We start from the raw sequence: 15256 nt of genomic DNA on the forward strand, positions 1-15256 counted from the left end.
TGTCATGTTTTCTCGGGGTCGGGAATAACGCCGTTCTCACGAAGTCGACCGAGTTCGTCCTCGCTGTATCCGAGTTCCAGCAGGACCGCTTCGGTGTCCTCGCCGAGTAGCGGCGGCGGTCCGTCGAAGCCGGCTTCGCTGTACTCGTAGTTCAGCGGATGCTCGATGACCGGGATCTCGTTGCCCGCCGGGTGCTCCATCTCGGTGACGACCTCGCGGGCGTTCACCTGTTCGTTCGTGAGCGCCTCTTCGACGTCGAACACGGGCCCGACGGGCAGGCCGTGCTCCTCCGCGAGCAGGTCTACCCACTCGTCGGTCGTCCTCGAGCGGAACGTTTCGCTCAGCTCTACTTCCAGTTCGTCCATGTGCTCCACTCGAGCCGCGTTCGTGGCGAACCGCTCGTCACGCTTGAGTTCCTCGCGGCCGATCGCGTCACAGAGTTGTTCCCAGAGCCGCTGGTTTCCGCAGGCGACGTTGAGGTGACCGTCGGCCGTCGGGAAGGCCTGATATGGGGCGAGTACTGGATCCTTCGTCCCCATTCGCTCGGGTTCCTCGTCGGCGAAGACCTTGCCGGCTTGTTTCGTCAGCCAAGGGAGGGCGGCGTCAAGCATCCCGAGTTCGACTCGTTCACCTTCGCCCGTCCGTTCGCGTCTGAGCAGCGCGTTGACGATCCCGAACGCCGCCCACATTCCCGTGATGAGATCGGTCTGCGGAAGGCCGACCTTGACTGGCTGGCCGTCCGGTTCGCCGGTCACGCTCATAATTCCGCTCAGTCCCTGAATGAGCAGGTCGTAGCCGGGTCGCTGGCTCCACGGCCCGGTCTCGCCGAACGCGGAGATCGAGCAGTAGACGACGTCGTCGTTGTACTCCCTGATCGTGTCGTAGTCGACCGCGAGTCGTTCGGCAGTCCCGGGCCGGAAGTTCTCGACGAACACGTCGGCCTCACGTACCAGGTCGTATAGCGCCTCCTTTCCCTGCTCGGATTTCAGGTCGAGTTCGACGCTTCGCTTCCCGTAGTTAATCGTCCAGAAGTACGGTGACTCTCCCTCCTCGGCCGCGGATCGACCGGGACCGTCGTGCTCGCCGACATCGACAAATGGCGGTCCGGAGTACCGGTTATCGTCGCCGACGCCGGGCCGTTCGATCTTGATTACCTCAGCACCCTGATTCGCGAGCATCAACGTGGCGAATCCACCCGTAACGAAGGTAGTGAGGTCGAGGACGGTACAGTCGTCGAGTATCCTAGTCGACTCTCTGCTATCGAGTCGCATGGTGGCAACATATGCAGACGCCAAAATAAATCTTTGCTAGAGAGTACCCAGGACGAGGACGCAGACACACCCAGCGAGGGCGATCGCTGCCAGCACCGAGAAGAGGATCGGCGTCGTCGCGAACGTCAGCACTGTCCCGGCGACGCTGGCACCGAGTGCGCCGATTCCGAACATCGCCAGGTAGGTGAAGCCGTACGAGAGTCCGTGGACATCGTCGTCGGCTTGCTCGGCGATGATGACCTGATAGATCGGAGCGGTCCCGTACACGAAGAATCCCAGCGCGAGGGTCACGATAACGAGCGGAATCGGTCCCGTTCCCCACGCGACGACGAACGCGATAGCCAAGACCGTGAGACCGACGAGAGCACCGAAGAAGGCCGTCAGGCTCGGCACGCGATCCGTTACCTTCCCGCCGGCATACTGCCCGGCGATGCCGACGGTCAACATCGCGCTGTAGACGTACTCGGCCGGATCGACCGTCTGCCCGACCAGTTGGACTCGAGTCACCCACCGCGATTGATCGAGGATATCCGGAAGGAACGTTAGCAGCCCTCGATAGTACGTGCCATACAGCAACACCGCGACGAACGCGACCGAAAAACTGAGCGTGAACAGCCGACGAGAGTCCCACAGCGCGCTCCGAAACGCGTCGGAGATGGTGGTCCCGCCGTCCGCCTCAGTTCGTTTGACCGATGGGAGATTGATGCGGAAGCCGACAACGGCCGCGACGGCAGCCGGGACGAACAGAAGTACCGCCGTCGTCCGCCAGCCGGTCACTGAGAGCAAGAGTACGGTACAGAGCGGGCCGACCGCGGTCCCGACGTTACCGCCGGCGCCGTGGTACGCAAAGACCGTTCCCCGTTCGGTTGCACCGCGGCTAATCAGCGACAACCCCGCCGGATGATAGATGCTTGCGAACGCCCCCCATAGTAGGATCGCCAGCGCCAGGCTCACGATCCCTCTCGCGACGCTCAGCAGCGCGAACCCGACGCCCATGCCGACGATCGAAAGTACGATCAGATCGTGCGACCCGAATCGGTCGGACAGCACGCCGCTGACCGGAGCGCCGACGCCGACGAGGCCGTATCCCATCGCAACGGCGGTCCCGACGACCGCGGCGGAGAGGCCGAATTCCTGCATCCAGTGCCCGACGAAGATCGGAACGGAGAGTTCGTACGTGTGAAACATAGCGTGGCCGAGCACCGTGAATCCGACTATCCGACGATCGGTATCGTGCATTGTTCTCGCGTGTCAACTCCAGCGACTAAAAGGATAAGGCCCGATCAGTCGATCGAATGTTGGATGTGCAACTCGAGTTCGTTGGCGGCGCCGAGAACGCGTTCCGCGAGTTCGTCGCCGAGAACCTCTCGCTTCAATCGATGGGCTGGCCCCGAGACGCTGAGTGCACCGACGACCGTTCCGTCGTCGTCCGTGACGACGGCGCCCACTGCGTGTACTCCCTCCGTCGTCTCCTGTTCGTTCAGCGCGTAGCCCCGGTCTCGGATCGCCTGCAGTTCCTCGAACAGCGCCGCCTCTGTGGTGATCGTATTGCGGCCGGTTCGAGGGAGCCCGTGTTTGTCGACGATCTCTCGGACACGCTCCTCTGGGAGGTGTGCCAGAATGGCCTTTCCAGCGGCACTGGCGTGGATATTACCACGCTTTCCGATGTGTGCCCCGGTCTGGACTGCACTTTCCCCGACCTCGGTGTAGAGATACACGCGTTCGCCCTGTTCCTCGACGATGAACTGCGCCCGTTCGCCCGTCTCGGCCGCCAATCGATCGACCTTCTCCTTGATCTTCGGATAGGCCCGCCAGCAGCGCTGTGCGTAGCCCCCGAGCGTGAGAAACTGCAGGCCGATACGGTAGATGCTGCCCTCTCGTACGACGTAGCTCTCCTCCTGCAGCGTCACCAGATGCCGGTGGACCGTACTCGTCGAGAGTTCTAGATACTCGGATAACTCCTCCAGCGTTGCCCCGTCTAACTCGCGCAGCGCCTCGATGATCGCCAGCGAGGTGCGCGTCGTCTTGGACTTTGTGACCGGTTCTCGTGTCATATGGCGGCATGCAACGTCCTCCGCCATAAATCTTGCATTCTCGGATAATATTATTAGCGTCTCTGCTCCGCTACGGGCCAGAATTCCCCGTAGCCGTGGTCGAGTCCCGCTTCCCGCATATTCGGACCAATTGTCCCGGGAGTAGCGCCAGACCCACCGTGTACCGCGGATCCGTCACTTAGCGCGTATCATCGTAACTCGACTGTTATTACAGTAGTACTGTCGTAAAAATTCAGCAATTCGAGAACGAATCTCTCGAGACGATACTCGCAAGTTTAGGTCCGAGTAAGTAGGATCAGTTCATCTGTCAGCTGTCGGGAGGATCGATCACGTCTTTTCCAGTCCGTCGCGCCCGGATAGGCCATCGTCTGCGGACTCGTCAAACTGCACAGCCGGAGGCGGTATCAAACCTCGATACGAGATAGAATTACGGATGTACTTCTGTAAATGAGGTCGTCTCCTGTCGACGTTGCATAACTGGGCACCTCGAGAAGGAAGTCACTGTCAAGTCGAGTCAGTTTGAGAGGCGAGCAGGTCGTTGCGTGAACTAGTGAGGGTGCTCGAGACCTGCTCAAGGGGAGCCACGAGGCGAATTTAGAAGAATCACGGGAGAATGAGCGACGGCGCCACCGTCCTGGGTCGCTGTCGACGAACCCGCTGTCAAAATCAACGGCGAGTTATCTTGTGTACATACTGCAATATCCACCGACTCAAACTGATTCTCGATGTCGCGTTATTTAATTGACGCGGCACTCACCGCCAGCTGCTGAATTCCACCAGAAACCCCGCGAGAACCCGATCTCCCCGATTCTGAGTTTCTCACCGACAATTCGAGTATTGGACTGTTCTCACTCGAGTCGGACTGCACGGTCGAACCAAATATACTGCGCGAAACCGCCTCGAAAGGTGGTCTTACACCCACGAGATGCGAATTGACCGCTTCTATACTTCGTGGATGGACAGTCCGACGACATCCGAAGGTGACTTGAGGAATCTAAGCATTACTGTGGCCATCAGAGGCCGCACCAAGCACTCGAGGGAAAAACGCCGGTAGCGGAGATGCAGAGCTAGACAGCAAAGAAGGAGGATATCACGATCTTTCCACCAAACGGCAACTATACAGAATGGATTTCAATGGAGGAACGATGCTCGAGGAGCGGCCTGAGCTAGGGTGATCGACCGAATTTGTCAAAGTATACTGTTCCAAATTAGATGAAGATGGGTTCCGTGTTGACTCCCCTCCACCACCTCCGTTTGGTCTAAGCTGGTAGTAGAGCTTCGATATCACATGTGCCACGTCGGGTCTCAGAGTGAACGTTCGTACAGTTCGGGTAGATGAAGCGCGTTGGTCGATATCGACACGGAACTGGCGCCGATCCTGGGAGAACGATGACCACGAGACGTGCGACCTCGAACGAGCGATCTTCGGCCACCTCGTGGTCTGTATGCCTCGTTAGAGTGCCCCCACGAGTACTAGCCGGTGACGGTCACTACCCGATGGCAGGCGAGTTCAGCCAGTCGGTTTGAACACGCGCCACATTTTTCCCGGACGGAGTAGCGTGGACGGTGGTTGTTCCATCGTCAGCACCCGAAAGAACGCGCCAGACAGGGTGCTATCGGTGTGGGCTTTCCGGGTCAGCAAGGAAAGATACCATCGGATGACGTCAGTGCCGCGCGGTTTCGGGCCGGTTGTCTGCGGAAACGCGAAGTCAGAGCCTGCCGCCAACCGCCACGCCACGTCGATCACCTCGTCGGCGTGATCGAAAAACCGGGGCGCGAGGCCCTCGGTGCTACCCGTAGCCAGAGCGTGGTGAAGCACGAGCGCCTCCAGTGCCGCTACTGACATGCCCTGTCCGTAGATCGGGTTGAAGCTCGCGATCGCGTCGCCGATGACGATCAATCCGTCGGGGAACTGACCGAGGTCCGCATAGCGGTACCGTCTATTGGTCGGAAACGGATACTGCTTAATAGCCGCAGAGCCCTGTCGATGGTCGTCGAGGAGGTCCTTTACTACGGGAGTCGGCAGGCTCGCTGCGAAGTCGACGAATCCAGCCGAGTCCGTCGGAGGGTGATCACCGTGGACGCCGTGCACGCTCACCACCCAGCGGTTTCCTTCTACGGGTGCAGCCATGCCGCCGCGCGTGTGCGGTGCGGACGGCGGAACGAGAAACGTGCGTCGGTCGTCGGCAGGTCGCTCGATAAACGTGGTGCTGTAGGCCACGTCGATGTACACCTCCTCTAGCTCGGGCGGCGTGTAGCCGTGGCGTTCGAGCCACGCCGGCGTGCGACTCGTCCGCCCGGTGGCATCCACGACGAGGTCGGCGGCGATTTCCGTTTGGTCGTCACCGTCACGGATGACCACGCCTTCCACGATCGTCCCTGTGTCGTCAAGGAGATAGTCGATGACCCGACAGCCCGAGCGAATACGAACGCCATCGAGATCGGAAACGCGTTGTCTGACGATCTGCTCGATCACGGGTCGAGTTGCGGAGAACGTCTCCATCGGCGTTTGTCCGTGAGCGAGGAAGTCCCCTTCGCTGTAGAAATTCACGTCGCTGGCGAAATCGACGACGACGCCTCCGGCCGAGACGAGATCCTCGCCGTACCCCGGGAACAGGTCTTCCAGCGTTGCCCGCCCGGCTTCGAGGAGCGCGTGAGGATGCGCGCCTTGGGGGACTCCTCGGCGTACAACGGGCTCGGTGGGCAGTCGATCTCGTTCGATGATCGTGACTTCGCGAAATCTATCAGCTAAAATGCGAGCGGCGAGTAGCCCGGCCATACTCGCTCCACTCACCACTGCGTTACCCCGCCTCTTTCCCGGTTGGTTACCGTTGTACCGTGAAACCGTTGCCAAGGTCACGTCGCCTGGTCTCCTGTCGGTTGGCCTCGAGAGCAGCCATCTGGGGGAGTCGTGGTGAGTTCGCATTCACACTGATCGCCTACTGAGTGAGGTCCCGGGCAATCTCTCCTGACCGCTCGTTCGGAAGGCGAGGATACCATCACGGCCTGACCTCGAGTACCAGATTGAACGGTGTTTCAGCCGCCCGCCGGAATCGGGTGAAACCGCCTTCGGTAACCACCTCACGGAGCCGTTCCTCCCCGGCTTGTGCACCGAGTGCAGGATTGCCGCCTTGGTCGAGCGAGTTCGGCGTACAGAACATCGTCGAGAAGCCGTAGAACGTTCGCCCCACTGGGTTTAGATTGTCTTCGACTCGATCGTTGGCGTACGGTTCGACCAGCATCAACGTCCCATCGTCGGAGAGCGTCTCCCGAACGTGGGCCGCCACGCCGACGGGGTCTCCCATGTCGTGGAAGGCGTCGAATATGGTTACCAGATCGTATTCCGTTCCGTTGTACTCCTCAGCCGTCGCCACTTCGAAGTCGACGCGGTCGGCGACACCGGCCTCCTCGGCGCGTTCGCGAGCCATCTCTATCGAGTGGTCGTGATAATCGATGCCAACGAACATCGAATTCGGATACGCCTCGGCCATGAGGATCGTCGTCGCGCCGTAGCCGCAGCCGACGTCAGCCACGCGTGCACCGGTTTTCAGCTTTGTATCTACCCCTTCGAGGGATGGAAGCCACTCGCTCACCAGACTGGCCGCGTAGCCGGGTTTGAAGAACCGCTCCGTGGCCGGAAACAGTTCCGGGTGATGCTCGTGCCACCCCACACCGTCGCCCGTTCGGAACGCCGCTTCGATGTCGTCTTGAACCTCCGCAAGGATGGTGTTCATCCCCTGGAAACCGCCTAGCATGAACGCCGGACTTTGCTCATCGGCTAACACGGCCCTCTGTTCGGGGGAGAGGCCGTAGCGTTCGGTCTCGGGATCGTAGGTCACGTACCCGCCAGCCGCTTGCGCACGGAGCCACTCGCGGACGTAGCGTTCCGCAGTATCCGTCCGTTCGGCCAGCTCGACGGACGTGAGCGGTCCGGCGTCGGCAATCGCGCTGTAGAGGCCGAGCCGGTCGCCGATCTCGGCTAGCGCGGCTTGGACCGCACCCCCGAGGTCGTTTACGGTCGTTCCGACGAGTTCATCTAGTTTCTCTTCATCGATCGATTCTGCTGGCGTGCGAGTCTCCGTTGTCATGGTAAGTCTCTCACGTGCTAGGACGGGACGAATCGAGACATAGGTATCTAGTGCAATTCACCCGGTATCTGGCCGGCTTGCAGCCGATGATAGCGAGTCACCGGCTGCAAGCAGATGAGCGACCGATTCTCTGTCACCGAGTGCTAATCTGGTTCTCTCACCCGTTGAGCGACGTGGTGATCCGTGTCGACCCCCGGCCCCCGACTTTCTAACTCGGTCAAAAACAGCGGTGAGACACGGGAGGAGCCCTCGAAGTCGACCCGGTCATCCCCTCTACATCCGGAGTCCGTGCTCCTCGCAGAGCGTCGGAACGCTCTCGAGGTCGGCCTGGAAGCCGTACCGCTCGCAGATCTCCTCGAAGCGAGCGAGCGCTGCCTCGTCCGCAGGGTCGACCGGGTAAACGCGTGCGATCTCGGCGAAGAACTCCGAGAACTCGCCGGGCGCGATGATCTCGAGGAACCGGAGCGGTTCGTCGGCCGCGTTCCAGAAGGTGTGCCAGACGTTCCGGCCCTTGACGGTCGCCTCGTCCGCAGGGACGGTCCAGATTTCGTCGTCAGCAAGCACGGTCATCTCACCCTCCAGTACGTAAGAGATCTCGTCCTCGCGGCTGTGTCGGTGTAGCGGGGCGGCGAGCGTGTGCGGCGGAAGCGTGTGTTCGACGACGGCGACGTCCGCCTCGTTTTCAGTCCGAGCGATCTCCAGTTTCGCGCCCAGGTTACCGAGATCGACGTTGTACTTCCGATCGGCTGTGGTGTGTTCGCTCATCACACGTATAGACGACTCGCAACGAGATAAAAACAGCCGTGAGGCGACCGAGCGCGACCGCGAGGCGATCGGTCCGAACGAGTGACTGAGGACCTATTACCTATGGCCGTCTACCCATCCTATGACTATTATCGCCGAAATTTCGATTCAAGCCGATCAGTTTCTCCTCGGGCAGATCATCGCCGAACACGACGGCCTCTCGGTCGAACTCGAACGCGTGGTGCCCGCCGAAAAACGGATCATGCCCTACATCTGGGGCTACGGGAGCGACCTCGATACGTTTGCGGGCGCGATGGACGACAGTCCGAACGTAGAGTCGATTTCCGTCCTCGACCGGTACGACGATCGGGCGCTCTACAAGATCGTGTGGGAAGATCCGGCCGAACAGTTGATTACCGGGATCACCGACACCAATGCAACGATACTCGAGGCGCACAGCGACGAGGAGTGGACGTTTCGAATTCGGTTCGAGGATCATTCCGGACTCGCTCAGTTCAACCGCTATTGTGCCGAACACGATATTACGTATCGGCTTAACCGCGTTTCCTCGCTCGCCGAGCGTCCACCCAACGGTCGTGACTTCGATCTGACCGACGCACAGCACGAAGCGCTCGCGCTCGCGGTCGAGCGCGGCTACTTCAAAGTTCCTCGGGAGGTCACGTACGACGAACTCGCCGCGGAACTCGACCTCTCAGTGCAGGCACTCTCCGAACGGGTACGTCGAGGAGCGGACAAAGTCCTTCGCGCCGCGTTGCTTCAATCCGGGAGCGAGAATCCGTGATACCGATACCGATATTCGGGACGAGCAGGACTACGAAGATAAAGGTCATGAGTAGTACGGAGCGAAGGCTTTCGCGGTTCTACTCCATCACAGAGCATGGTCGAACGACTCAGCGTTGACCAACTGGAGAGCCCCGAGTTCCTCGATACGGTCTACGTACTTTTGGCCGACGCGTCCCGTCGAAACGCGCTTCGGTATCTCCTCACTCACCGTGATCGAGTGCCAGTTGTCCGGTTAGCTGCCGAGCTCGCCGCACTCGAACACGGGATTCCGAGCGAAGACGTGACCGCCGACCAGCAATACGAAGCGGTTCTCGAGTTGCAGCACGTTCATCTGCCGATGCTCTCCGACTCGGGGGTCGTCGAATGGGACCGAGACGAGGGGGAGGTTACGTTCACCCCTCTTCTGGAACTCCTCTCCGAATCGTTACCGGACCCGACCGAGCTCTTTGGCGCGTCGGCGTCGTCAGAAGCGGTCGAAAACCGCCATAACTAGGGAGAATGCCGCGAGACGAGTCCGCTGAAAAGCCGCCGAGTGTCGCCGTCGTCGAGGCGGTCGCGGCGAAAAACGGTGTCGACCCGGCCGACCTCGAGTGTCTGTTAGCGGACGTGATCGATCCGATCGCGTTGGACAGATTGTTCGAACCGACGTCGACGCACGAGCGGCGATCGGGGGTCGTCGAATTCGAGTACTGCGGGCGGATCGTCACAGTCCGGGCAGACGGGAGGATCGATGTTAGATAGTTCGACGGGAAGACGTTCTTCTCGACTCGTTCCGCGGGCCGCTCAGAGGTTTGAAATCCGTGGTTTGCCCTCGAGCGCCACAGGCTGAAAATCAGAGTCAGTAGTCGGAACACTGTCCGACGGTCGATGCGGCGAACTCGGGATACTACTCCGTGATCGTGAGGATCCCGTTTTTGATCGATATACCGCCCGCGTCGGGAGGAAGGTCGAACTCGAACTGTCGATCACCGATCACCATGATGGCTGTCTTTCCGACAAGATCCGTCTCGATATCGCTTGTCTGCCCGAGATCGGCGACGATAATGCTCTCGTCGTCGTAGTCGTACGCTCGGACGACGGCTTCGCCTTGATCGGCCTTTTTGAGGAATCCAGGGACTTTCATACGAGAGAATACGGGTTCGACGGAGGTAAGCATCGCGCTAACACACCTCAATAGATACAGAATTGGTGTTTTTCCATAATACACCGGATTCCATTCGAACAAATGAATGCAGTGCGGGTCGCTGGTGGCTCTTGCTGTAGGTTTCGGGTTCGTCGCTGCAAACCGAACCGCAGATCACTCCACGCCCATCCGGTGCTCCATCGTCGTTCCACCGGGACGCGGTAGCACCCTCACGTCGACGGTTGACGAGCAGTCACGCGAGCAAGGCGAACGGGTCCGGCGACGACCGTAACGCCGGTCGCGACGACGGCGACGACACTCGAGGCGAGCAGCAGGGGTTCGTACCCGATTCCGGTGGAGATCGCCAGACCGGCGAACACGATTGGACCGGCGGTCCGACCGAGGAAGGTGGTGCTGTTGCGCAGACTCATCGCCCCGGCCAGATACTCGGCGGAGACCCGATCGCTCACGGCGGCGTCGACGACCGGCAGTAGGAGTCCGACGCCGACGCCAATGATCACGACCGCTCCCATCGTATCGACGAGTCCGGTCGCAGCCCACGCGGCCGCGAAGCCGATAGCGTAGCAGGCGAATCCAGTCGCGATCAGCCACTCGTTCGAGAGGGACCGCGCCAAGCGGCCACTCGAGAGCGCGACCAACATCGAGGCCGTCTCGGAGACCAAGATCACGACCCCGATTAGTACGGGGGTAAAGGTCGTCGCGAGGACGAACGGCATCGCCGTGAAGATCACGCCGAATAGCAGGAACTCCGTGAGGAACGCGACGGCGAACAGCGTCGCGAGCGCCGGCGTGAGAACCGCTCGTGCGGCGTTGACGAGGTACGAAACTCCGTCTCCGTCGTCGACGCGATGCGGTTCCTCCAGCGCGACCTGCGCGAACGCAGCGATCGGAATCGCCACCAGGTACGCGAGAAACGGCGCGTTCCACGCGATTCCGGCGAGGAATCCGCCGAGGACGGGAAACAGCGCGGCGGTAGCCGAGAGGACCGCGACGTTCGCACCCAGGACCGCGTTTCGCTGGACACCGTCGAACGCATCACCCACGATCGTGACGGTCGTGATGAAGATCGCCGCCGCTGCGGTCCCTTGTGCGACGCGCAACGCGAGCAGGACTTCGAACGTCGGCGCGACCGCCATCGCACCGCCGAGGACGCCGAACGCCAGCAGTCCCCAGACCAGGACCCGCTTTCGGCCGATTCGATCGGCGAGGACGCCGATGAACGGTGAGAGGACGATCCCGACGAGGAAGTACGTGCTCACCAGAAGACTCGCCTGCGCGTCGGTGATCCCAAACACGTCGCGAAAGACCGGCAGTGCCGGGCTAATGAGCGGCACGCCCAGCGGTGCAAGTGCCGTGCTCGTCAACACGATCTGGACCGTCCGGGACCCCCACGGCACGGCCTCGCTCAGTTCGCCAGTCGATTCCGTTCGTCCGCCAGATTCGATTCCGTGGTCCATACGCGAATAGACGCGGCCGAGCCTCGTGTAGTCATTTACCGAGTAGGATATCGAATCCGGAGTTCGGTCTCACTGAATTCGACGCGTCTCAGCGCCTGAGACAGCCCTATGTGGGTGTAGCGCGTACCTTCCGTAATCGTCTGCACTGACGTGATCGACATGGGTACCACAGTCCTCGACGAAATCCTGGAGACGACTTACGAGCTGGACTCCAGTTCGGTATCGGCACACGAACTCGGCGAGCGAATGGACACCGATGAACTGCTCGACGTCGTCCGTCACCGGGAGCTCTTAGAGGCACTGGTGGACGAGCCGCTCGACCGGAACAACCTCGAGGCGCGACTGGGCGTCTCCCGAGCGACCAGCCACCGGTTCACCCGATGGCTCTCGGACCACGACCTCGCGCACCGGGTCGACAATCGGTTCGCACTGACGGGGAAAGGGCAGGCGTACGCCGACGCGGTCGGGCATCTCGAGCGGGATCTACGGGCTGCGACGGCGCTCGCACCGTTACTCGAATCGATCTGTGAGGCCCACCGCGAGTTCGTCGTCGCACCGTTTGCTGACGGAACGGTGACGACCGCGACCCCCGAAGACCCGTACGCACCGTTCGCCCGGTTTATTCAGTTGCTGCGCGAGAGCGGCACCTTTCGCGGGTTCAACACGACTCACATGGTCCCGCCGACGCTCGCGGAACCGTCGGACCGGCTGTTCGACGGGCGCGACGTGGAACTCATCTACCTCCCCGAGGTCGTCGAGTCCCTCCTCGAGACCCACCCCGAACGGGTTCGCGAGGCCGTGGACGCGGGTCACCTGACTCTCCGGACGCGCGAGTCGCTCCCGTACGGGCTGGCCATCTTCGACGACCGCGTCGGCGTCGCCGGATACGACGATCAGACCGGGATGATGCGCGTGTTCGTCGACTCCGACTCCGCGATCGCCCGCGGCTGGGCCGAACGCGTTTTCGAGACGTATCGAGACCGCTCCGACCCGATCCGTGACCGAATCGAGCCGTGATCCGACGGTCGGTCCCGCTATTCCGAGAAGCGTGGTCGTCGATTCCGGCTCCCGTTCGTCTCTCGCCTCCTCTGCTCGAGGCTTTCTCGCTGTCGGCGGGGAAATGGCGACGTCACTTTCTAACACGGTCCGTCGGGCCCGATCGCACGTCTTCCAACCCCTCCCGAAAATGACCTCTCAGTAACACATGACTGCGATTATGTACATGGTTTTCCACGAGATTGTTTATCATATATTAGCTCGTAATATACGCCATGAGCTCCGACTCACATCACACCACTGGGAGCCACGCCCATGGACACCACGCGGGAACGGTCGGATACGACACGCCGCAGGCCGCTATCGAACAGTCCGCTCGCGAGCGCATCGCGTACGTCCCGGCCCTCTACGTGGGAACCGATGTCGACGTGCCCGACATGCTGACCGTCGTCGACGTCGACCCCGATTCGCCGACCTACTGCGAGGTCGTCGACCGAATCGAGATGCCGACCAAAGGCGACGAACTGCATCACTTCGGCTGGAACGCCTGCTCGTCGTCCTGCCACGTCGAGGGAGCGGAGCGGCGGTACCTCGTCGTTCCCGGCAACCGCTCGTCGCGCATCCACATCGTCGATACCAAAGACCGGGAGCACCCCGAACTCGTGAAGGTCATCGAACCGGAGGCGGTCTTCGAGCACGACCTCTCCGCCCCCCACACCGTCCACTGCATCCCCGAGGGGAAGATCATGATCAGCATGCTCGGGAACGCCGATGGAGATCTCCCTGGCGGCTTCCTCCTGCTGAACGAGGACTTCGAAATCGACGGGCGCTGGGACGAGCCCGGGGACATCGAGATGAACTACGACTTCTGGTACCAGCCGCGTCGTAACGTGATGGTCTCGAGCGAGTGGGCCGCGCCGAAGACCTACCAACCGGGATTCGATCTCGAAGACGTCGAAGCCGGGAAGTACGGACAGCGCCTCCACGTCTGGAACTGGGACGAGAAGACGGTCGAACAGACGATCGACCTCGGTGAGGAGGGACTGGTGCCGCTCGAGGTGCGGTTCCTCCACACCCCCGAATCCGAACACGCCTACGTCGGTGCCGCGCTCTCGTCGAACATGTTCCACCTGTTCAAGGAGGGCGACGAGTGGCGCGCGATGAAAGTCATCGACGTCGAGCCGCGCGACCACGAGGACTGGGACATGCCAGTCCCGGGGCTGATCACTGACCTGCTGGTCTCGATGGACGATCGGTACCTGTTCTTCGCGAACTGGCTCCACGGGGAGGTCCGCATGTACGACATCTCCGATCCGTCGAACCCGCGACTGACCGATACGATCTCGGTGGGCGGCCTCTTCGGTGACGTCCGCGAGGTGAATGGCCGGGAGATCACCGCCGGGCCGCAGATGCTCCAGCTCTCGCTGGACGGCGAGCGCCTCTACTGGACCACCTCGCTGTACTCCTCGTGGGACGACCAGTTCTTCCCCGAGGAGGGCGAGCGGGGGTCGGTCATGCTCAAGGCCGACGTGAACCCGCGCGAGGGGACGATGACCCTCGACGAGGAGTTCCTCGTCGACTTCGGAACGCTCCCTGAGGGCCCGGCCCGCGCCCACGAGATCCGGTGGCCCGACGGCGACTGCACCAGCGACGTCTGGATGTAGGTGACACGAGCATCGCCACCGTCGATCGGCCGTCACCGACGGACTGATCGACGGCGGCCGACACCGTCGAAACAAATCGACAGAAACACTGGAATTAAAATCGCATGAATCTCGCTTCTCGAGTCGGTGAGATATGATACAGGCAAGCCGCGTGACGGTCGCGGTTCTGCCGACGCTACTCGGTGCGCTCTTCGCGTGGCCGGTAGTCGCTAGTGCCCACGGCACCGCTGGGGATGCCGGCGCCCACGCGTTACCGGTTCCGTTCGTCGTAGCGGTCGGCTTCTCGGCGCTGGTCAGCGCTGCGATCGGTCTCTACGCGGTCGTGCGCTGGGGACCGACTCGCACCGTCGAACGCGGTCACGGCCTACTGACTCCCATCGTAGTGATAGCGGTAGGACTCGTCGCACTCGCGTCAGCCGGTACTCAGCTGTGGGCTCTTACAGTCGTCGGTGGTGTGGTCGGTGGGGCGATCGCCTGGACTAGCCGTGCTCGCGGCGTCTCGCCACATGACGGGTGTGCAGACGCAGCGTTCGGGGCAATACTCGTTCACCGAGCCACTGAAGGAGCGATCATCGCAAGCGTCTACGGGGCGAGCGCAGCGCTCGGCCTGGTCGGGTTGGCCATCCTCACGGGACACGCGATCGCGGAGACAGTCGCCGTCGGCGCCCTGTACGCTCCGGTCAGCCGAGGGTGGGGTACTGCGAGCGTTATCGTAACGCAGCTCGGCTTTATCGCGGGAGCACTGTTCGGTAGCTCCCTCGTAAGCAGTCTCTCTACGGCGAGCGCAGCAGCAGTTCTCGCAAGTGTCGGTGGCATCCTCCTCGTCACGGGGGTAACCGAGCTACTTGGGTACAGAGAGAACCGATCCGGTAGACGGCTAGAACCCCTTCCGGAGCACTAGGTAGCTCCGTGTCTTTCCACACGTCGTGCGTACTCTACCGACGGTCGCCCTTTCTAGCTCTGCAGCGTTCTTCGCTTTTGTCTCGTTGGGTTACCGGATAGGCTTATCATCGCGTTTCTCGTACGATCATCGC

The 15256-nt window shown here is 61.4% G+C and carries 14 protein-coding genes; 6 read left to right on the forward strand and 8 right to left on the reverse strand.

Annotated features, from left to right (window positions below; all coding sequences use genetic code 11):
* Window positions 1–2: 2 nt before the first annotated feature.
* From ACYQ26_RS05415 to ACYQ26_RS05440, 6 genes are all read right to left on the reverse strand, one after another.
* Window positions 3–1271 (reverse strand): CaiB/BaiF CoA transferase family protein, encoded by a 1269-nt coding sequence (locus ACYQ26_RS05415; protein WP_459807794.1) that lies wholly within the window; start codon window positions 1269–1271, stop codon window positions 3–5.
* Between the two features lie 36 nt (window positions 1272–1307).
* Window positions 1308–2510, reverse strand: coding sequence for an MFS transporter (locus ACYQ26_RS05420; RefSeq protein WP_459807796.1), 1203 nt, complete (start codon window positions 2508–2510; stop codon window positions 1308–1310).
* Window positions 2511–2554: 44 nt separating this feature from the next.
* Window positions 2555–3325 carry an IclR family transcriptional regulator gene (locus ACYQ26_RS05425; RefSeq protein WP_459807797.1) on the reverse strand — a complete coding sequence of 257 codons (771 nt, stop codon included), beginning with the start codon at window positions 3323–3325 and terminating at the stop codon, window positions 2555–2557.
* Window positions 3326–4835: 1510 nt separating this feature from the next.
* Entirely contained in the window at window positions 4836–6185 is a 1350-nt protein-coding gene (locus tag ACYQ26_RS05430; protein ID WP_459807799.1) for an FAD-dependent oxidoreductase, read from the reverse strand.
* A gap of 139 nt (window positions 6186–6324) precedes the next feature.
* Window positions 6325–7413, reverse strand: coding sequence for a class I SAM-dependent methyltransferase (locus ACYQ26_RS05435; protein WP_459807801.1), 1089 nt, complete (start codon window positions 7411–7413; stop codon window positions 6325–6327).
* A 273-nt stretch (window positions 7414–7686) separates the two neighbouring features.
* Window positions 7687–8178, reverse strand: a complete 492-nt coding sequence (locus tag ACYQ26_RS05440) for a cupin domain-containing protein (protein ID WP_459807802.1) — start codon at window positions 8176–8178, stop codon at window positions 7687–7689.
* Window positions 8179–8299: 121 nt separating this feature from the next.
* On the opposite strand from ACYQ26_RS05440, the gene ACYQ26_RS05445 reads away from it, so the two are divergent.
* The 3 genes from ACYQ26_RS05445 (at window position 8300) to ddfA (ending at window position 9702) form a co-directional block, all read left to right on the forward strand.
* Entirely contained in the window at window positions 8300–8959 is a 660-nt protein-coding gene (locus ACYQ26_RS05445) for a helix-turn-helix domain-containing protein (RefSeq protein ID WP_459807804.1), read from the forward strand.
* 96 nt (window positions 8960–9055) lie between these two features.
* Window positions 9056–9454 carry a DUF7344 domain-containing protein gene (locus ACYQ26_RS05450; protein ID WP_459807806.1) on the forward strand — a complete coding sequence of 133 codons (399 nt, stop codon included), beginning with the start codon at window positions 9056–9058 and terminating at the stop codon, window positions 9452–9454.
* Window positions 9455–9459: 5 nt separating this feature from the next.
* Window positions 9460–9702, forward strand: coding sequence for a DdfA family disk-determining factor (gene ddfA, locus ACYQ26_RS05455; RefSeq protein WP_459807808.1), 243 nt, complete (start codon window positions 9460–9462; stop codon window positions 9700–9702).
* A 145-nt stretch (window positions 9703–9847) separates the two neighbouring features.
* On the opposite strand, the gene ACYQ26_RS05460 is transcribed toward ddfA, so the two are convergent.
* Both ACYQ26_RS05460 and ACYQ26_RS05465 read right to left on the reverse strand, forming a co-directional pair.
* The gene (locus ACYQ26_RS05460; RefSeq protein ID WP_459807810.1) at window positions 9848–10084 is read right to left on the reverse strand and encodes a DUF7127 family protein; all 237 of its coding nucleotides are present in this window, start codon (window positions 10082–10084) and stop codon (window positions 9848–9850) included.
* A 230-nt stretch (window positions 10085–10314) separates the two neighbouring features.
* Window positions 10315–11562 (reverse strand): MFS transporter, encoded by a 1248-nt coding sequence (locus ACYQ26_RS05465; protein WP_459807811.1) that lies wholly within the window; start codon window positions 11560–11562, stop codon window positions 10315–10317.
* Between the two features lie 159 nt (window positions 11563–11721).
* Here ACYQ26_RS05465 and ACYQ26_RS05470 point away from each other — a divergent pair, with 159 nt between their 5' ends.
* The 3 genes from ACYQ26_RS05470 (at window position 11722) to ACYQ26_RS05480 (ending at window position 15123) form a co-directional block, all read left to right on the forward strand.
* Window positions 11722–12579 (forward strand): helix-turn-helix transcriptional regulator, encoded by an 858-nt coding sequence (locus tag ACYQ26_RS05470; protein WP_459807813.1) that lies wholly within the window; start codon window positions 11722–11724, stop codon window positions 12577–12579.
* A 254-nt stretch (window positions 12580–12833) separates the two neighbouring features.
* Entirely contained in the window at window positions 12834–14222 is a 1389-nt protein-coding gene (locus ACYQ26_RS05475; protein WP_459807815.1) for a selenium-binding protein SBP56-related protein, read from the forward strand.
* A 133-nt stretch (window positions 14223–14355) separates the two neighbouring features.
* The gene (locus ACYQ26_RS05480; protein ID WP_459807816.1) at window positions 14356–15123 is read left to right on the forward strand and encodes a hypothetical protein; all 768 of its coding nucleotides are present in this window, start codon (window positions 14356–14358) and stop codon (window positions 15121–15123) included.
* Window positions 15124–15256 lie beyond the last annotated feature (133 nt).

The organism is Halopiger thermotolerans (genome assembly GCF_054654555.1).